Source organism: Nonomuraea rhodomycinica (assembly GCF_013363995.1).
Lineage (GTDB): Bacteria > Actinomycetota > Actinomycetes > Streptosporangiales > Streptosporangiaceae > Nonomuraea > Nonomuraea rhodomycinica.
The window spans coordinates 1,429,276-1,447,487 of sequence record NZ_JABWGO010000001.1; the positions used below are offsets into that span (position 1 = coordinate 1,429,276).

General features: G+C 72.5%; 17 protein-coding genes. 10 read left to right on the forward strand and 7 right to left on the reverse strand.

Annotated elements, in window-relative coordinates; all coding sequences use genetic code 11:
- Window positions 1-76: 76 nt before the first annotated feature.
- From HT134_RS06620 to HT134_RS06645, 6 genes are all read left to right on the forward strand, one after another.
- Window positions 77-1,066, forward strand: a complete 990-nt coding sequence (locus tag HT134_RS06620) for a hypothetical protein (protein WP_175599287.1) — start codon at window positions 77-79, stop codon at window positions 1,064-1,066.
- A gap of 109 nt (window positions 1,067-1,175) precedes the next feature.
- Window positions 1,176-1,643, forward strand: a complete 468-nt coding sequence (locus HT134_RS06625) for an ABA4-like family protein (RefSeq protein ID WP_175599288.1) — start codon at window positions 1,176-1,178, stop codon at window positions 1,641-1,643.
- Window positions 1,644-1,692: 49 nt separating this feature from the next.
- Window positions 1,693-1,908 carry a hypothetical protein gene (locus HT134_RS06630; RefSeq protein ID WP_175598176.1) on the forward strand — a complete coding sequence of 72 codons (216 nt, stop codon included), beginning with the start codon at window positions 1,693-1,695 and terminating at the stop codon, window positions 1,906-1,908.
- 61 nt (window positions 1,909-1,969) lie between these two features.
- On the forward strand, window positions 1,970-3,331 hold the full coding sequence (locus HT134_RS06635) for a glutamine synthetase family protein (RefSeq protein WP_175599289.1): 1,362 nt from the start codon (window positions 1,970-1,972) through the stop codon (window positions 3,329-3,331).
- A 126-nt stretch (window positions 3,332-3,457) separates the two neighbouring features.
- Window positions 3,458-4,192, forward strand: coding sequence for an IclR family transcriptional regulator (locus HT134_RS47555; protein WP_217707217.1), 735 nt, complete (start codon window positions 3,458-3,460; stop codon window positions 4,190-4,192).
- A 377-nt stretch (window positions 4,193-4,569) separates the two neighbouring features.
- Window positions 4,570-5,481, forward strand: coding sequence for an SMP-30/gluconolactonase/LRE family protein (locus tag HT134_RS06645; protein ID WP_175599291.1), 912 nt, complete (start codon window positions 4,570-4,572; stop codon window positions 5,479-5,481).
- A 534-nt stretch (window positions 5,482-6,015) separates the two neighbouring features.
- Here the strand turns inward: HT134_RS06645 and HT134_RS06650 are convergent.
- Window positions 6,016-6,951, reverse strand: coding sequence for a zinc-binding dehydrogenase (locus tag HT134_RS06650; protein ID WP_175599292.1), 936 nt, complete (start codon window positions 6,949-6,951; stop codon window positions 6,016-6,018).
- Window positions 6,948-7,739, reverse strand: a complete 792-nt coding sequence (locus HT134_RS06655; protein ID WP_217707218.1) for a fumarylacetoacetate hydrolase family protein — start codon at window positions 7,737-7,739, stop codon at window positions 6,948-6,950. Before HT134_RS06655 ends, HT134_RS06650 begins: the two co-directional genes overlap by 4 nt.
- A 362-nt stretch (window positions 7,740-8,101) precedes the next feature.
- Between HT134_RS06655 and HT134_RS06660 the strand changes: the two genes are divergently transcribed.
- Both HT134_RS06660 and HT134_RS06665 read left to right on the forward strand, forming a co-directional pair.
- The gene (locus tag HT134_RS06660; protein WP_175599294.1) at window positions 8,102-9,199 is read left to right on the forward strand and encodes an alanine racemase; all 1,098 of its coding nucleotides are present in this window, start codon (window positions 8,102-8,104) and stop codon (window positions 9,197-9,199) included.
- Between the two features lie 43 nt (window positions 9,200-9,242).
- Entirely contained in the window at window positions 9,243-10,007 is a 765-nt protein-coding gene (locus HT134_RS06665) for an SDR family NAD(P)-dependent oxidoreductase (protein ID WP_175599295.1), read from the forward strand.
- A 63-nt stretch (window positions 10,008-10,070) separates the two neighbouring features.
- Here HT134_RS06665 and HT134_RS06670 read toward each other — a convergent pair whose 3' ends face one another.
- The 4 genes from HT134_RS06670 to HT134_RS06685 are packed head-to-tail and all read right to left on the reverse strand — an operon-like array spanning window position 10,071 to window position 14,393.
- Window positions 10,071-10,889 (reverse strand): carbohydrate ABC transporter permease, encoded by an 819-nt coding sequence (locus tag HT134_RS06670; protein ID WP_175599296.1) that lies wholly within the window; start codon window positions 10,887-10,889, stop codon window positions 10,071-10,073.
- Entirely contained in the window at window positions 10,886-11,815 is a 930-nt protein-coding gene (locus HT134_RS06675) for a carbohydrate ABC transporter permease (RefSeq protein ID WP_175599297.1), read from the reverse strand. The genes HT134_RS06670 and HT134_RS06675 overlap by 4 nt, the downstream gene beginning before the upstream one ends.
- Window positions 11,812-13,107 carry an ABC transporter substrate-binding protein gene (locus tag HT134_RS06680; protein WP_175599298.1) on the reverse strand — a complete coding sequence of 432 codons (1,296 nt, stop codon included), beginning with the start codon at window positions 13,105-13,107 and terminating at the stop codon, window positions 11,812-11,814. The genes HT134_RS06675 and HT134_RS06680 overlap by 4 nt, the downstream gene beginning before the upstream one ends.
- The gene (locus tag HT134_RS06685; protein WP_175599299.1) at window positions 13,104-14,393 is read right to left on the reverse strand and encodes an alpha-glucosidase/alpha-galactosidase; all 1,290 of its coding nucleotides are present in this window, start codon (window positions 14,391-14,393) and stop codon (window positions 13,104-13,106) included. The genes HT134_RS06680 and HT134_RS06685 overlap by 4 nt, the downstream gene beginning before the upstream one ends.
- A 404-nt stretch (window positions 14,394-14,797) precedes the next feature.
- Between HT134_RS06685 and HT134_RS06690 the strand changes: the two genes are divergently transcribed.
- Window positions 14,798-16,207 (forward strand): FAD-binding oxidoreductase, encoded by a 1,410-nt coding sequence (locus HT134_RS06690; RefSeq protein ID WP_175599300.1) that lies wholly within the window; start codon window positions 14,798-14,800, stop codon window positions 16,205-16,207.
- On the forward strand, window positions 16,204-17,319 hold the full coding sequence (locus HT134_RS06695; RefSeq protein ID WP_175599301.1) for a (Fe-S)-binding protein: 1,116 nt from the start codon (window positions 16,204-16,206) through the stop codon (window positions 17,317-17,319). Before HT134_RS06690 ends, HT134_RS06695 begins: the two co-directional genes overlap by 4 nt.
- Window positions 17,320-17,331: 12 nt before the next feature.
- Here HT134_RS06695 and HT134_RS06700 read toward each other — a convergent pair whose 3' ends face one another.
- The gene (locus HT134_RS06700) at window positions 17,332-18,174 is read right to left on the reverse strand and encodes an alpha/beta fold hydrolase (RefSeq protein ID WP_175599302.1); all 843 of its coding nucleotides are present in this window, start codon (window positions 18,172-18,174) and stop codon (window positions 17,332-17,334) included.
- Window positions 18,175-18,212: the final 38 nt, after the last annotated feature.

Genomic DNA, 18,212 nt, shown 5'->3' on the forward strand with positions numbered 1-18,212 from the left:
CCTCTTGTGGACAGTGGAGAGTTTAGCTATAGATAGTAGTAAGTAGCACTATCCGCTATCCAACCAAGGAGACGTCATGTCACGCTGGCACCGCCCGCTGATGGTCTCGACGGGGCTCATGTCCGTCCTCGCCGTGGTGACCGCCATGGCGCTCGTCCTGGACGACCGCACACTCGACGGCGTGCCCGTCTGGGCCAAGCCGCTCAAGTTCGCCATGTCGGTCGCGCTCTACTCCTTCACCTGGGCCTGGCTGCTGTCGTTGCAGCGCCGCGAGCGCCGCTGGGGCCGCATGGCCGGCACCGTCCTCGCCGTGGCGGGGGTCGCCGAGGTCGCGGTCATCACCTTCCAGGCGGCCCGCGGCCACCGCAGCCACTTCAACGCCGCCACGCCGTTCGACGCCGTCCTGTTCGGCGTCATGGGCATGATGATCATCGGGTTGATGGTGGCGAACATCGTCGCCGCCGTCGCCGTCCTGCTCGACCGGCAGGCCGACGGGCCCTCCACCTGGGCGGTCCGGTTCGGGCTGGTGGTCTCCACCCTGGGGCTCGCGAGCGGCGGCCTCATGCTCGGCCCGCGGCCCGGCCAGAGCGTCGACGGCGGCGTCATCGGGGCCCACACCGTCGCCGCCCCCGACGGCGGGCCCGGCCTGCCGCTGCTCGGCTGGAGCACCGTCGCCGGCGACCTGCGCGTCCCGCACTTCGTCGGCATGCACGCCCTGCAGCTCCTGCCGCTGCTGCCCCTCGCCCTCGCGGCCCTGTCCCACCGCTTCCCCGTCCTCGCCCCCGAGCGGGTACGGCAGGGCCTGACGATCACCGCCGGCGTCGGGTACGCGGGCGTGTTCGGGCTGGTCCTGTGGCAGGCGCAGCGCGGGCAGTCGCTGATCCACCCCGACGGGCTCACCCTGGCCGCGGCGGGCGCCCTGGTCCTGCTGATGATCGCCGGCGTGGTGGCGTCCACCCGCACCCGCGCCCCGAGGCACGTCCCCATGGCCGTCCCCGTCCCCGCCCCCGCTCCCACCCCCGCCTCCGCCCCCGCCTCCGCCTCCGCGGAAGCCGCCGCCCGATGACCCGTCCGCACCCGGGCGGAAGGAACCCGGCCGCCCGCCGCACGTCGTCCGGTCCCGCCGTCACCGGCGGGGCCGGCGTCCCGTCCCCCGTCCGACCGGAGAGTCACCGATGAGCACCGCGACCCTGTTCGACCTGAGCTTCTACGCCGCCGCGCCGTTCTGGGCCCTGATGATCCTGGCCCCCACCTGGTCGGTCACCCGCAGGGTGGCGGCCTCGCCGCTCGTCGTGCTGCCCGCCCTGGCGGTGAACCTCGTCCTGCTGGTTCCGGTGCTCGGCCTGGTCTGGCCGGTCGTCACCAGACCCTCGCTGGCCGGGCTGACGGCCCTGGTCGCCACCCCGGAGGCCCTGGCCGCCCTGTGGGCGCAGATCATCGCCTGGGACCTGTTCCTCGGCCGGTGGATCTACCTCGACAGCAGGGAGCGGAGCGTGCACCCTCTGCTCATGGTCCCGGTCATGGTGCTGACGATCCTGCTGTCGCCCGTCGGGCTCCCGGCGTACCTCCTGCTGCGCCTGGCATACCGGGGCAACAACTCTGATACCCCCTCGGCTAGTCCCGTGATCCGTACCATGGCGTGAGAAGGAAGCCCCCCGGTTAGGATCAAGAACATCTTCATAGAAGATGCCAGTGATCGCCCAGATCCGGGTATATACGGCTGGGAATGGACTGCAGGAGGCCCCCATGCAGGTCAAGAAGGTAGCCACGTACGTGCTCGTGGCCTTTGTGATCTTCTACCTGTTCACCCGGCCGGCCCAGGCCGCGTCCGCGGTCAACGGCGTGTTCGACGGAATCGTTCATGGAGCCAATCAGTTGGCCGTCTTCTTTACCAATGTTCTAGCGTGAGCTGCCTTCCTGTCCGCGTCAGACGCTTCCCCGTACCCCCGGAACGTGTTACGCAGACAGGATGAGAGATCGCCTCACCGCCACCAAGGTCAACCAGCCTGATCCCCACGTGCGGCGCATCCTGGAGCGGGCCGAGCTCGAAGGCGTCGAGCTCATCCGCTTCCTGTACGCCGACCACGGCGGGGTGATCCGCGGCAAGGCGGCGTCCCGGTCGCGGCTGGCCGAGCGCCTCACCACGGGCATCGGGCACACGGTGGCCATGATGGCGATGAACATGCTCGATCAGTTGCAGGACGTCGAGCACATGGGTCCGGTGGGTGAGGTACGCATCGTCCCGGACCCTGCGACGTACGTCCCGCTCCCGTACGCACCGGGCGCCGCCGCGATGCTCTCGGACCTGCGGCGGCAGGACGGCTCGCCCTGGGACGCCTGCTCGCGCACCTTCCTCAAGGACGCGATCGAGGCCCTGGCCGCCGAGGGCTACACGCTGATGGCGGCCTTCGAACCCGAATTCACCCTGGGACGGCGCCTGCCCGACCCCTCGGGCGGCCCCGACCGCGTCGTGCCGATCGACGACACCCTCTGCTACGCGGGCACCGGGTTCGACACGGCGCACGACTACACGATCAAGCTCATCCGCGCGCTGGAGACGCAGGGACTCCGGGTCGAGCACTACCACCCCGAGCTCGGGCCGGGCCAGCAGGAGCTGTCCATCCGGCACGCCCCCGCGCTGCGGGCCGCCGACAACCACGTCCTGTACCGCGAGACCGTGCGCGGCGTCGCGATGCGCATGGCGATGTGGGCCACGCTGGCCCCCAAGCCCCTCGCCGGCGAGGCGGGCAACGGCGCGCACCTGCACCTGTCGCTGTGGCGGGACTCGCGCAACGTCTTCGCCGACGGCGGCGAGGAGCTGGAGTGCTTCGTCGGCGGGCTGCTCGCCCACCTGCCCGCCCTGACCGCGCTCACCTGCGGCACGGTCAACTCCTTCCGCCGCCTGGCGCCGCGCTCGTGGGCCGGCGCGTACGCCGTCCACGGGCCCGACAACCGGGAGGCGGCCGTACGGATCTGCTCGCCGCTGGGCGAGGGCGGCGAGCCCAACCTGGAGCTCAAGCCGTCCGACTCCTCGGCCAACCCGTACCTGTCGCTCGGGGCGGTCATCCACGCCGGCCTCGACGGGCTGCGCCGCAAGCTCGACCCCGGCGAGCCGGTCGACGTGGACCCCGACACCCGGCCGGGACGCTATCGGCGGCTGCCGGCGTCGCTGGAGGAGGCGCTCGACGCGCTGGAGGCCGACGAGATGCTCATGGAGGCGCTGGGCCCGCTGCGGCGCGATGCCTACCTGGCGGTCAAACGCTCGGAGGCGGCAGCGTTCGGGGCCAGGGACGAGGCGTACGAGCTGTTCCACCACATGCGGGTCTTCTGACGCCCGCCTCGCCGGGCGGTGATCTACGGTGGCATCATTCCGCCCAACGCGATAGCATTCCATGATTCGGAAAACTCCGGCCACCGGGCCGTCGGAGGAGGAACCGTGAGCGGTACGCAGTCGCCTGTGACCAGCGTCGATCGCGCTCTGCTGATCCTGCAGGAGATCGGCAGGCACAGCAGAGGCATGACCATCGACGAGTTGTCCACCCGGCTGGGGCTGCCCAAGAGCTCGCTGCACCGCCTGCTGGGCGCGCTCAAGCACCGCGGGTTCGCCGCGCAGCCCGATCCCGGCGGGCCGTACTTCCTCGGCACGGAGATGCTCGCGACCGCGTTCCGCTTCTACGAGACCATGGACGTCCGCGCCGTCATCCACCGGCTGCTGCTGCGCCTCAGCGAGGAGTTCGCCGAGACGGTGCACATGGCCACGCTCGACGGCGCCGAGGTCGTCTACCTGGACAAGGTCGAGACGATGCGGGCGATCACGATGACGTCGGTGGTGGGCGGGCGCAACGCCGCGCACGCCACCGGCGTCGGCAAGGCGTTGCTGGCCTGGACCTACCCCACCGACGAGGCGATCAAGGCGTGGGCCGAACGCCACGGGCCGCTCGCCGCGCCCACCCGGTCCACCATCACCAACCCGGCGAAGCTGGCCGCCCACATGGCGCTGATCCGCGAGCGCGGCTACGCCCTCGACCTGGAGGAGAACGAGCCCAGCGTGCGGTGCGTGGCCGCCCCGGTGTTCATGGGCAAGCCCACGCCGGTGGCCGCGGTGAGCGTGACGGCACTGAAGGACCGCATGCCGCCGGCCCGCATGGAGGAGATCGGCACGGCCCTGACCAAGGCCATCGCCGAGTTCTGATCCCCGTCCCCGGTCCCGCGTGAGGTCATCGCCACTTCCGATCCCCGATCTCCCGATCCGTCGCGAGGCCGTCAGCGCATTCCGATCACACGCCCCGGCGCGGGGCCGGTGCCGCGTTCCGGCCCCCCGCCTGCGGCAAGGCCGGCACCGGGTTCCGGTCTCTACGCCCGCGGCGAGTCCTGACCCCCAGCCCCGGTCGCGGCCGTGACCCCGCTCCGATCGCGGCCCGCGCGACCGCTGCCCGCCTCCGCCACGTCGCCACTCTCTCACCCGACTCCGCGTCTCATCTGCGCGGAAGATCGTTCTGCATAACGGAATGAGGTCTCGATGATTGTCCTGAAGTGTCCTCGTGCGGCCGGCCGTTCCCGGAGGATCCGATGACCGGGGTCTCCGAGCCCGAGATCGTCGCGGTGCCGTCTTCGCGGCTCGGCGAGGGGCCGCGCTGGGACGAGCGCACCGGCACGCTGCTGTGGGTGGACATCCCGCAGGGCCTGGTGCGCCGCCTGGACCCGGCCGACGGCACCCACGCCGCGATCGGCGTGGGGCAGCCCGTCGGGGTGGCGGTCCCGCGGGCCGCCGGCGGGCTGGCGCTCGCCGTGCGCGACGGCTTCGCGCTGCTGGACGAGCCCGCCTGGGACCGGCCCGCGACGGACGACCCGGAGATGGTGGACGGCCTGGCAGTGGTGGACGGCCTGGAGGTGGTGGCGCCGGTGACCGCCGCCGAACGGCCCGGCAACCGCATGAACGACGGGGCCTGCGACCGGGCGGGCCGCTTCTTCGCCGGCACCAAGGCCGAGGACGACACCCCGGGCGCCGGAGCCCTGTACCGGCTCGGCCCCGATCACCGCGCGGAGCGGGTGCTGGACGGGGTCGGCATCTCCAACGGCATCGCCTGGAGCCCGGACGAGCGGCTGTGCTACTACGTGGACACCCTCACCAACCGGGTGGACGTCTTCGACTACGACCCCGCCGACGGGCGGCTCGCGGGGCGGCGGACGTTCGCCGAGATCACGCGCGGCAAGCCCGACGGCATCACGGTGGACGCGCGAGGTCACGTGTGGGTCGCCCTGTGGGACGGCGGAGCGGTGCTGCGCCTGCGCCCGGACGGGCGGCTGGACCTGGCCGTCGAGATCCCCGTCCGCAACGTCACGAGCTGCGCCTTCGGCGGCCCCGGCCTCACCGACCTGTACGTGACGACCGCGTGGGACGGCGCGGCGGGCGGCGAGCTGCTGCGCTGCCGTACCTCCGTCGAGGGCCTCCCCGCCAACCCCTATCGCGACGCCAGCTGAGCTCCGCCCGGCGCCCCTCCCTTCCAGCGCCGGGCGGGCACATGAGCGCGCCCGCCACGCGGACGACACGCGTGGCGGACGCGGAGGAGCCCGGGAGAACGGCCGGAGGGCGCGGGGAGGGCGACGGCGCCCCCGCGCCGCTGACCGACGCGGGAGAACCGCGGCCGGAGTCTCAGGAGGGACGCGAGACGTTCGGAGACCCGGCCGGAGAGCGCTCGGGCCGGCGGTGACTGGGGGGTGGCGGAGGGCGGGGGCTTTCGGCGGGATGCGGCCCCTCAGGGGATCTGGCCCTTCCGTGGGATGCGGCCCTTCCGTGGGATGCGGCCTTTGGTGGCAGGGGCCCTCCCCGGGGATGACGCTTCTCTCTGGGACGGGGAGTCCGCTTCCGGATGAGAGCGGTCGCTGGGATGAGGATGGCCCTTCCCGGACGGAGGGATGTCACTGAGATGCGGCCGGCCCCCAGATGCGGGCTGTCCCGAGGGTGCCGGCTGTCCAAGGGTGCGGCCCGGCGGCGGGATGGGAGGGCCTTCGCGGTCAGGGCGCGAGTAACGCCTTGACCGGGGTCGCGCGGCCGTTCATGAGGGCGGTGAACACCTCGGCCCCCTCCTCCAGCGGGAAGGTGTCCACCCAGCTCAGGTCCCACCGTCCCACGAGGTCCACGGCGGCGGCGAAGTCGGCGTCCCGGTAGGCGAAGGAGCCGAGCACCCGCTTCTCCCCCCGGACCAGTGCGGCCGCGTCGAACCCGGCGTCGCTGTCGGCCAGCCCGAGCCAGAGCGCCGTCCCGCCGGGCCGCAGCAGGGCCAGCGACTGCTCGTGGGTGACGGCGGCCCCGACCGCGTCGAAGATGACGTCGTACTCGCCCGACAGCCGGGAGACGGCGGCGTCGGCGCCGAGCCGGGAGGCGGCGGCCAGGCGCTCCTCGGAGCGGTCGGCCACCTCGACCCGGGCGGCGCCACTGGACCTGGCGACCAGCAGGCAGGCCAGCCCGATGGCGCCGGCCCCGATGACGCCCACCCGGACGCCCGCGGGTGCGCCGGCCAGCTCCCAGGCGTGCACGGCGTTGGCCGCGGGCTCCACGACGCCGGCGGCCGTCCAGCCGAGCGAGTCGGGCACCGGGACGAGGGCCCCGGCGGGCACGGCGACCCGCTCGGCGAACGCGCCGGGCGTGTGGACGCCCACGATGCGCCGCTCCCGGCAGACGTTGCGCAGGCCGGCTGCGCACAGGTCGCAGCGCCCGCACGACAGGATCGGGTTGACGACCACCCGGCTCCCGTCGTCGGTGCTGCCGGCGAACTCGTGGCCCATGACGAGCGGCGGCACGCGGAAGCCGGGGGTGCGCACGCCGTGCAGCTCGCTGCCGCAGATGCCGGAGGCGGCCACGTGGACGAGGACCTCGCCGGGGCCGGGCGCGGGCTCGGGCACCTCGCGCATCTCGACGACGCCCGGCGCGGTGAACACCACCGCCCTCATCGGGTGCCGTCCACGACGGGGTTGCGCAGCTCGCCGATGCCCTCCACGCTCACCTCGACCACGTCACCGGGGCTGAGGGAGCGCGGCGGGTCCATGAAGGCGCCGCAGCCCCACGGGGTGCCGGTGAGCACGACGTCGCCGGGTTCGAGGGTGAAGGAGGCCGAGCAGAACGACAGCAGCTCGGCGACGCCGAAGAGCATCTCCGCGGTGCTGGAGTCCTGCACGGTCTCGCCGTTGACCACGGTGCGCAGGCGCAGCCCCTGGGGGTCGCCCAGCTCGTCGGGGGTCACGACGACGGGACCGAGGGGGCAGAAGGTGTCGAGGCTCTTGCCGCGCGTCCACTGGCCGTCGGAGAACTGCAGGTCGCGGGCCGAGACGTCGTTGGCCACGGTGTAGCCGGCGACCGCGGCCAGCGCCTCGGCGGGGCCGGCGTGCCGCAGGGGCGTGCCGACGACGGCGGCCAGCTCCACCTCCCAGTCGACGCTGCCGGTCAGCCCGGAGTCGATGACGATGGGCTCGCCGGGCCCGATCACGCTGGAGGGGAACTTGGCGAACATCAGCGGGCGGGCGGGCTTGTCCATCCCGGTCTCGCGGATGTGGTCGAGGTAGTTGAGGCCGATGGCGACGATCTTGCCCGGCCGTAGCGGCGCCACCGGCACCGCGCCGGGCAGCGGCCCGACGGCGCCGTCGGCCGCGCGCCGCGTCTCGCCGGGACCCTGCGCGAGCAGCGCCTCGAGGGTGACGCCCGCCGGGATGTCCAGGGCGTGCCAGAGCCCGTCCCTCTCCACGGCGGGGAGCCTGGCTCCGTCCCCGACGCGGACCGTTCCTAGCCTCATATCTGCCTGCTTCCTAATGAGTTGTATTCCGTATGGCGAAACGCTATTCTGAATTGCTGTCAGGACATCATCCGCGTCCGCGGCCTGTCAAGGGGACCCCGCCTTTCAGGCGGCAACGCCACCCCGGAGGCGCCGCCCGGCACACCCTCGTCCACTCCCGAAGAGAGCCGGACGCCGGCCCGGCGGGGCTCTGACGACCCGCCGGAAGCCATCGAAAGCGGCCTCGGCCACTATGTTCCGCATAACAGAACGCTGGACCATGAAGCGGAACAAGTGCTAGCTTCATGCCGTATCCGTGCGGCCGAGAGGACACCATGTATCCCGAGCTCGACACCCCGGCACTCCTCATCGACCTGGGCGCGGTCCGCGCCAACGTGGCCGAGATGGCGAAGGTGGCCGCCACCCACGGCGTGGCGCTGCGCCCCCACGTCAAGACCCACAAGATGCCGGAGCTGGCCCTCATGCAGATCGAGGCCGGGGCGCGCGGCATCACGTGCGCCAAGCTCGGCGAGGCCGAGATCATGGCCGACGCCGGGATCGACGACATCCTGCTCGCCTTCCCGATCTGGGGCGAGCCCAAGGTGCGGCGCCTGGAGGCGCTGCGCGAGCGCGCCACGGTGCGCGTCAGCCTGGACTCCCCCGAGGTCGCCGCCGGCCTGGGCCGGCTCGGCCTGCGCACCGGCTCGCCCGTCGAGGTGCTGGTGGAGGTCGACACCGGCCAGCACCGGCTGGGCCGCCCGCCCGGACGCCCCACCGCCGACCTGGTCGCCGAGATCGCGGCGATCCCCGGCGTCGAGGTCGTCGGGCTGCTCACCCTGGCCGGGCACGCCTACCACGCGCGCACGCCCGCCGAGCTGGCCGAGGTCTCCCGCCGCGAGGGCGCCGACCTGGTCGCCACCGCCGAGCTGTGCGCCCGCGACGGCATCGAGCTGCGGGAGATCAGCGTCGGCAGCACCCCCACCGCCCGGCACGTCGCCGGGGTCGCCGGAGTGACCGAGATCCGGCCCGGCACCTACATCTTCAACGACACCGCCATGATCCGCCTGGGCGTCGCCACCGAGCGGAGCGCGGCCTCGCGCGTGCTGGCCACCGTCATCGCCCGCCCCTCCCCCGACCGGGTCGTGCTCGACGCCGGTACCAAGTGCCTCACCTCCGACAACGCCGGCTCGCCCGGCTGGATCCGGGCCGCCGGCATCCCGTGGCTGCGCATGGACTTCCTCAACGAGGAGCACGCCGTCGCCCGGCTCGACCCGGAGCACGCCCACGACGGCGAGCTGCCGGTCGGCACCCGGGTACAGCTCATCCCGGGGCACGCCTGCACCGTCACGAACCTGTTCGACGTGGCGTGCGGTGTCGAGGACGGCCGGGTCGTCACCGAACTGCGCGTCGCCGCCCGCGGCGCCGTGCGCTGAGCGCCGAGCAGGCGAAGGGCACAGAGCAGGAGAAGGGATCGTCATGCGTGGACTTGCGGGCAAGAGGGTGCTGATCAGCGGGGGCAGCAGCGGCATCGGCGCCGCCACCGCCCGGCGCTTCCTCCAGGAGGGCTCCCGCGTCGTGATCGGCGGGCTGGACCCCGGCGAGGTGGAGCGGACCGTGGCCGAGCTGGCGCCGCTGGGCGAGGTGAGCGGGCTGGCCGGCGACGTCAGCTCCGAGAGCGACGCGACCGGCCTGGTCGACGGCGCCGCGACCGCGCTCGGCGGGCTGGACGTGCTGGTCAACAACGCCGGCACCGCCTGGCGCGAGCCGTTCCTGGAGATCACGCCGGAGCACTGGGACCGGGTCGTCGCGGTCAACCTGCGCGGCATGTTCCTCGTCGCCCAGGCCGCCGCGCGGCTGCTGGTGACGCAGGGCCGCGGCGGGGTGATCCTCAACATGTCCTCCACGAACGGGATCGGCGGGGAGGGCGACTACGCCCACTACAACGCCTCCAAGGCCGGCGTGCTGCTGCTGACGAAGACGATGGCGGTCGAGCTGGGCCGGCACGGGATCCGGGTCAACGCGCTGTGCCCCGGCTACATCCGCACGCCGCTCAACTCCGCCATCGCGGCGGGGCTGGAGGGCGACTTCGTCTCGGCGTACGAGCGCGACCACATCCCGCTCGGCCGGGCGGGGCTGGCCGAGGAGGTCGCCGCCGGCTACGCGTTCCTCGCCTCCGACGACGCGGCGTTCGTGCACGGGACCGAGCTCGTCATCGACGGCGGCCAGCTCGCCGTCATGTGAGCCCGTGCGGGTGACCCGTGCAGGGGAGCCCGTGCGGGCGGCGAGAGCCGCCCGCACGGGACCTCAGCCCTTGACCGCGCCGGTCAGCGCCTGGATGAAGCGGCGCTGGCCGAACAGGAAGACGCCGAGCACCGGCAGCGTGGTGAGCACCGTGCCCGCCATGACGGCGGGCCAGTCGGCGCGGTGCTGGCCCTGGAACGTGGTCAGCCCCACCTGCACGGTGTACTTCGCCTCCGAGTTGATGACGACCAGCGGCCAGAACAGGTCGTTCCAGGCCGTGATGAAGGTGATGACGGCCAGCGCGGCCAGCGCCGGCTTGGCCACCGGCAGCACCACCCGGAAGAACACGGCGAAACGCGAGCAGCCGTCGATGCGGCCGGCCTCCTCCAGCTCCTTGGGGAACGACTGGAAGAACGACGTCATCAGGTAGATGCCCACCGCCGAGCTGAGCTGCGGCACGATCAGCGCGCCCAGCGTGTCGGTCAGCCCCACCTTGTTGAAGATGAGGAACGTCGGGATGACGGTGAGCTGGAACGGGATCAGCGCCGTGGCGATGACCAGGACGAGCACGAGCCGCGAGCCGACGAACCTGATGCGGGCGAAGGCGTAGCCGGCCATGCCGCACAGCACCACCTGGGCCACCACGATGGCCCCGGAGACCAGGACGCTGTTGAGGAACCAGCGCGGGAAGTCCGACCCCTCCAGCACCCGCTGGTAGCCGCCCAGGTCGACGGCGTCGGGCCAGATCGGCGGCGGGAACCGGTTGAGCTCCGCCTGGGTCATCAGCGAGCTGAGCACCATCCACACGAAGGGCAGCACGGTGACCAGCGACATGGGGGCCAGCACCAGGTGCCAGCCGCTGGGAAGCCTGCGCCGTCTCATCGCATCGCCCCCTTGCGCCGGGCGAGCAGCAGGCCGGCCACGATCAGCACGAGCGTGCCGGCGAACAGCACGTACGCCACGGCCGCGCCGTACCCGGCGGTGAAGTAGGTGAAGGCGAGCTGCCAGACGTAGTAGACGATGGTCACCGTGGCGTTGGCCGGGCCGCCCTTCGTGGTCGTCATGACCAGGTCGAAGAACTGCAGCACGTCGATCATCCCCCAGACCGCCAGGAAGACCGTCATGTGCCGTACCGACGGCACGATGACGTGCCGGAAGGTCGCCCACCGTCCCGCGCCGTCGATGGCGGCCGCCTCCACGACCTCCTTGCTGATCTCCTGCAGCGCCGCCAGGTAGATCACCACCGAGAACCCGAACCGCGTCCAGAAGAAGATCACGGTCAGCACGAGCATGGCCTGCGACGGGCTGCTCAGCAGCCCCTGGGCCGGCAGGCCGAGCTTGACCAGCATGCCGTTGAACAGGCCGAAGTCGCGGTCGAAGATGTAACCCATGAGCAGGCCGGCCGCGGTGGCCGAGGCGACGTACGGCACGAGGAAGCAGGTCCGGTAGAACCCGATGCCGCGCACCTTGCGGTTGAGCAGCACCGCCACGGCCAGGCCCGCCACCAGCGAGGCCGGCAGGTACAGGAACAGCAGCAGCGCGGTGTTGCGCAGCGCCTGGTGGAAGACCGGGTCGGCGACCAGCGCCCGGTAGTTCTCCAGCCCCACGTTGCGCCCCGGCGACATGAGGTCGGAGTCCGTGAACGACAGGGCGAGCGCCCACGCCATCGGGACCAGCGAGAAGCCGAGGATGATCAGCGTGGCGGGCCCGGCGAACGTCCAGCCGGTGATGTTGTCGGCCAGTTTGCGCCGGTCGGGCGGCGTGGTGTGGCGTGAGGCGCGGCTCAGGGCCGTCGCGGTGCTCGTCACGAGCCCGGCACGGCGAGCGCCGCGTCCGTCTTGGCAGCCGCCTCGTCCAGCGCCGACTTGGCGTCGGCCCTGCCGAGCAGGGTCCTGGCGATGGCGTCGGCGACGAACGACGAGATGCGCGGGTACGACGTGGTCGGCGGGCGCACCCGCTTGGCGTTGGCCAGGTTGCCGGAGATGACGTCGATGCCGGGGTACTTCTTCAGGTAGTCGCCGTAGCCGGGCTGCTGCGAGATCGACGCCCGGATCGGCAGGGAGCCGGTGTCCTTCATCCACTGGAGCTGCTGCTCGGGCGCGGTGAGCCAGGCGAGGAACGCGGCCGAGGCCTTGACCCGCCGCTCGTCGTGCTCGAAGACCGTCCAGGTGTCGGGGCCGGAGATGGTCTCGTGGTTGCCGGCGGTGCCCGGGAGCTGGACCACGCCGTAGTCCACCCCGGCCGCCTGCAGGTCGGGCAGCACCCACGGGCCGGACAGGAAGAACGCGAGCCGCCCCGACTCGAACAGCTTCTGACCCTTCTCGGCCGGGCTGGAGTCGAGGTAGACGGACTTGTCGTCCACCGCCATGGCGCGCAGCAGGTCGAGCGAGCGCCGCCCGGCCTCGGAGTTGAAGGCCGCCTTCTTGTTGTCGGCCGTGAGGATCTCGCCGCCGGCCTGCCACACCAGCGGCCACAGGCCCCACACCGCCTCCTCGCCGCCGCTGATGGGCCACGTGGTGCCGAAGACCCCCTTCTGGGCGTCGGTGGCCCGCTTGGACATGGCGCGGAAGTCGTCCCACGTCCAGTCCTTCGACGGCGGCTCGAGGCCGGCCTTGGCCAGCAGTTTCTTGTTGTAGAGGACGACCATGTTGTCGACCACCGCGGGGAAGCCGATGACCTTGCCGCCGACCGTGACCGTCGCGCGCTCGCCGGCCCAGAAGTCGTCCCACTTCACCGCGGGGTCCTTGATGTACGGGGTGAGGTCGGCGGTCTTGGGGTTGCGCGCGATGTTGGGCGCCCACGAGCCGTACAGGTAGGCGATGTCGGGGTGGGCGTCCGAGGTGAGCGCCGCGGTGATCTTGGGCAGCATGCCGTCGGCCGTGACGCCGCCGGAGGTGATCTGCACCTTGACGTCCGTGTGCGTCTGGTTGTACGTGGCGACGAGCCGCTCGATGGACTTGGCGGAGGTGTCCTCCTGGCCGTGCCACATGAGGATCTCCACGGGCCCGCCGGCCCGCTGCTGCGTCCCGTCGCCGCCGCACGCGGTCAGCGCGGCGGGCAGGAGCAGGGCGGCGGCCGCGGCGGTCACTGCGCGTCTCATCGGATCCCCTCGGGAAGCAGGTCGCCGTGGGCGGCGATCATCTCGTCCACCATGTCGTGGATCTGCTGGAGCGTCAGCGTGGCGGAGGTGTTGGGGTCCAGCATGGCCGCGTGGTAGACGTGGTCGCGGCGGCCTTCGAGGGCGGCGCGCACGGTCAGCTCGCCGACGTTGAGGAAGGTCTGGTTGAGCGCGGCGAGCTGGGGCGGCAGGTCGCCGATCCGGGTGGGGCGCACGCCGGCCCGGTCCACGACGCACGGCACCTCGACGCAGGCGGCGGCGGGCAGGTTGCCGATCAGGCCGCCGTTGCGGACGTTGCCGTGGACGATCCTGCGGGTGCCCGTCTCGATCGAGTGGATGACCTCCGAGGCCAGCTCCATGGCGGGCTCGATCTCCACGCCCTCGCCGGCGGCCAGCCGGCGGCGGGTCTCCTCGAAGGTGTCGACGTTCTCCTGCGACCACCGCAGGTAGATCTCGATCGGGATGCGCAGGCGCTCCACCTCGGCGTCGTGGTGCAGGAACCAGGGCAGGTACTCGGAGCCGTGCTCGCTGGACTCGGTGGGGAAGTGCCCCAGCCGCCGGTACATCTCCACCCGGACGGTCCGGCGCAGCTCGGGGTCGTTGGCGATGACCTCGTCCAGCACGGGGTAGAGGCTCTGGCCGCCGCGCTCGAAGGTGAGCACGAACGCCTGGTGGTTGACCCCGGCGGTGACGAACGAGATCTCCTCCTCCGGCACGCCGACGAGGGAGGCCAGGCGGGCCTGGGTGTCGCGCACGGAGTGGCACAGGCCCACGACCCGGTCGAACGAGCTGCCCTCGTAGACGGCCCGCGGGATCATCGACATCGGGTTGGTGTAGCTGAGCAGCAGCGCGTGCGGGGCCAGCTCGGCCAGGTCCGCGCCGAGTCGCACCATGACGGGGATGGTGCGCAGGGCGCGGAAGATGCCGCCGATGCCGAGGGTGTCGGCGATCGTCTGGCGCAGGCCGTAGCGGCGCGGGATCTCGAAGTCGCGCACGGTGGCGGCGTGGCCGCCGACGGCGATCTCGTTGATGACGTAGTCGGCGCCGTCCACGGCGGCGCGCCGGTCGAGGTGGGCCTCGACCTTCGCGCCGAGGCCGAGCTCGCCCATCATCCAGGTGGCCATGGCCTCGGCCGTGGCCAGCCGGTCGGCGTCGATGTCATGCAGGACGAGGGTGGACTCCCCCAGTTCTGGAAATGTCAGGATGTCCGAGAGGACGTTCTTGGTGAATTCGACGCTGCCGGCGCCGATGAACACGATGCGTGCCATGGGGCTGTTCCCTTGCGGAGCACGGCGGGCCCGAGGGCCCGCTGAAGTGGCGAGTATAGCCTTCTGTCTGTTTTGTCGATGATCATTCCGTTGAACGGAACGGCGGTCGGGAGAGGAGGTGCGTCGTGCCGCGTCCTCCGCGCGTCCCTCGCGGTCCCGTCCGCGGTGATCCCGCTGGTGACGCGCGGCCCGGGCGAGGTGGCCGGGCGTCCCGGCGGAGTCGTCCCTCCCGCATGGCGCCTATTCCGTATCGCAGAATGCAGTTCTGAATTGGGAATAGGACACCATCCCGGCATGCGGCTGTCAACCCTCCGGCCCGCCCGGGGCGCGCAACAGCACGGTGATCGGCGTTCCATATAATGGAACAGTAGACCGCTATACAGAATGCTGTTAGGTTGCGGTCCATGCCCGTGAAGACCACCGCGACCGGGAAGCCGCTGGACGCCGCCACGCTGCGCGAGCTGCGCGCGATCGTCGGCGCCGAGCACGTACGGCACGCCGACGGCGACGTGACCCCCTACGCCCGGGACGCCACTCCCCTGTTCCGCGCCCGGCCCGGCGCCGTCGTCCACCCGGCCTCCACCGAGGAGGTCGCGGCCGTGCTCAAGCTGGCCGCCGCGCGGGGCGTCCCCGTCGTCCCCCGCGGCGCCGGCTCCAACCTGTGCTCGGCCACCGTCCCCCTGGAGGGCGGCATCGTGCTGGTCCTGACCAGGCTCGACCGCGTCCTGGAGATCAGCGCCGAGGAACTGCTCGCCGTCTGCCAGCCCGGCGTCACCTCCGCCGCGCTCGCCGACGCCGCCGCCGCCCACGGCCTGCTCTACGCGCCCGACCCCGGCAGCAGGAGCGTGGCCACCATCGGCGGCACCGTCGCCACCTGCGCCGGCGGGCTGCGCGGTCTCAAGTACGGCGTGACCCGCAACTACGTGCTGGGCCTGGAGGCGGTGCTCGGCACCGGCGAGGTCGTCCGCACCGGCGGCCGGCTCTGGAAGGACGTCGCCGGCTACGACCTGACCCGGCTGCTCACCGGCTCCGAGGGCACCCTCGGGGTGATCACCGAGGTCACGCTGGCCCTGCTGCCCGCCCCCGAGAGCGCCGGCAACGGCCTGGCCTACTTCCCCACCCTGGCCGACGCCGGACGGGCCGTGACCCGCGTCATCGCCGCCGGCATCGTCCCGGCCACCCTGGAGTTCCTCGACGCCCGCTGCGTCGACGCGGTCGAGCGGCACGCCCGGCTCGGGCTCAGGAGCGACGCCGGAGCGCTGCTCATCTTCGGCGACGACGGCGAGCCCGCGGCCGTCGCCCACCGGCTCGACCGCATGGCCGGGCTGTGCCGCGACACCGGCGCGATCGAGGTGTCGGTGGCCGGCCACGCCGCCGAGTCGGAGGCCCTGCTGGCCGCCCGCCGCTGCACGCTGCCCGCGCTGTCACGGCTCGGCACGATCACCATCCTGGAGGACGTCGGCGTGCCCCGTCCCCGGATCGCCGAGATGGTCGGCCACATCGAGGACATCGCCGAGCGGCACGACGTCACGATCGCCACGTTCGGGCACGCCGGCGACGGCAACCTGCACCCGACGTGCGTCATCGACAAGGGCGACGACGAGGCGGCCGAGCGGGCGCACCGCGCCTTCGGCGAGATCTTCCGGACGGCGATGCGGCTCGGCGGCACCATCACCGGAGAGCACGGCGTCGGCGCCGCCAAGCTCCCCTATCTGACCGAGCGGCTCGGCGCCGCCCAGGTCGAGCTGCAGCGCCGGATCAAGGCCGCCTTCGACCCGGCGGGCATCCTCAACCCCGGAAAGGCAGGCTCATGACCGGCTTCACCCCCGACCTGCTCAACCGCTGCATCGCCTGCGGCTTCTGCCTGCCGGCCTGCCCCACGTACGCGCTGACCAAGGACGAGACGTCCTCGCCGCGCGGCCGCATCGACCTCATGCGCGCCCTCGACGAGGGCACCCTGCCCCTCGACGACCCGCGGGTGCGCGAGGAGGCGTCCTTCTGCCTCGGCTGCCGGGCGTGCGAGACGGTCTGCCCGGCCGGCGTGCGGTACGGGGACCTGCTGGAGGAGTGGCGCGACCAGCAGTGGCAGGGCAGCGGCCGGCCGCTGGTGGCCCGGCTGCTGATGATCCTGGTCGACGCCCGCTGGCGCGTGCGGCTCCTCGGGCTGCCGCGCCGCCACGCCCGCACCCGGGGCGGGCCGCAGGGTCCGTCGCTGATGCTGGGCTGCTTCGAACGCGCGCTGTTCCCCAGGGTGAGCCGGGCGGCCCGGCGGCTGTTCCCCGAGCTGGCCGCCCCGGCGGCGCAGGGCTGCTGCGGCGCCCTGCACGCCCACAACGGCGACTCGGCCCGGGGCCGCCGGATGGCCGAGGAGCTGGGCCGCCGGCTGCCGGGCACGATCGTGACCACCTCGGGCGGCTGCGCGGCCCACCTGTCGTCGGTCCTCGGCCGCGACCGGGTCAAGGAGCTGTCGCAGTACGCGTACGAGCGCGACGGGCTCGACGGGACGGCCGGGGAGGAACCCTCGCGGCCCGCCACGCGCACGCCGCCCGGCGGGGACCCGGGGGAAGCGGCCGACCGGCCGCGCATCGCCCTCCAGGACTCCTGCCACCTGCGCAACGGCCTGGGCGTCTGGCGCGAGCCGCGGGCGGTGCTGGAGCGGATCGGCACGTACGTGGAGCTGCCGTCGGCCGGCGCGTGCTGCGGCGCGGCCGGCACCTACGCCCTGGTCCGGCCCCGCGACAGCCGGCGCGTCCTGGACGCCAAGCTGGACGAGATCGAGGCGGCCGGGGTGGACTACGTGGCCGTGGTCAACCCCGGCTGCTACCGCCAGCTCGACCAGGGCCTGCGGCGCAGGAGGTCACGGGCGCGCGCCGTGCACCTGGCCGAGCTGCTGGCCGGGGAGCGCCCGCGCCGCCGCGAGCGCTGACCCCCGCCCGGGTCACTTGCCGACGAAGGCCAGCAGCGCCTCGTTGACCTCGGCGGCGTGCGTCCAGAGCAGGCCGTGCGGCGCGCCCTCGACCTCGACGTAGTCCGCCTCCGGGAACGCCTGGTGGAAGGGGCGTCCGGTGGAGTCGATCGGCAGGATGTTGTCCTTGGTGCCGTGCAGGATCAGCGACGGCTTGCCCGCGGCGCGCACCGCGGCCACGTCCTCGCGGAAGTCCTCGATCCAGGCCGGCACCACCGCGTAGGCGGCGACCGGGGCGGAGGTGGTGGCGGTGTTCCAGTTCGCGGTGACGACCTCCTGGCTGATCCTGGTGCCCAGGTTCTCGTCCAGGTTGTAGAAGTCCTTGTAGAACTGCGTGAACCAGGCGTAGCGGTCGCTCCGGGCGGCGTCCTCGATGCCGTCGAACACCGACCGCGGCACGCCGGTGGGGTTGTCGTCGGCCGCCACCAGGAACGGCTCCAGCGACGCCAGGAACGCGAGCTTGGCGACCCGCTCGTGGCCGTGGTTCTTCACGTAGCGGGCCAGCTCGCCGGTGCCCATGGAGAAGCCGACGAGGATGACCTCGCGCAGGTCCAGGGTCTCCAGCACGGTGTTGAGGTCGGCGGCGAAGGTGTCGTAGTCGTAGCCGCCGCCGACCTTGCTGGACTGGCCGAAGCCGCGGCGGTCGTAGGTGATGACCCGGTACCCGGCGGCCAGCAGCTCGCGGGTCTGGCGCTCCCAGCTGTGCCCGTTCAGGGGGTAGCCGTGGATGAGGACGACGGGCTGACCCGACCCCTGGTCCTCGTAGTACAGCTCGATGTCGGTGCTGTTCTCGGTGCCGACCTTGATGTGGCCCATGACGGCGCTCCCTTTCTGCGGAGAACGGTCGTTCTCTC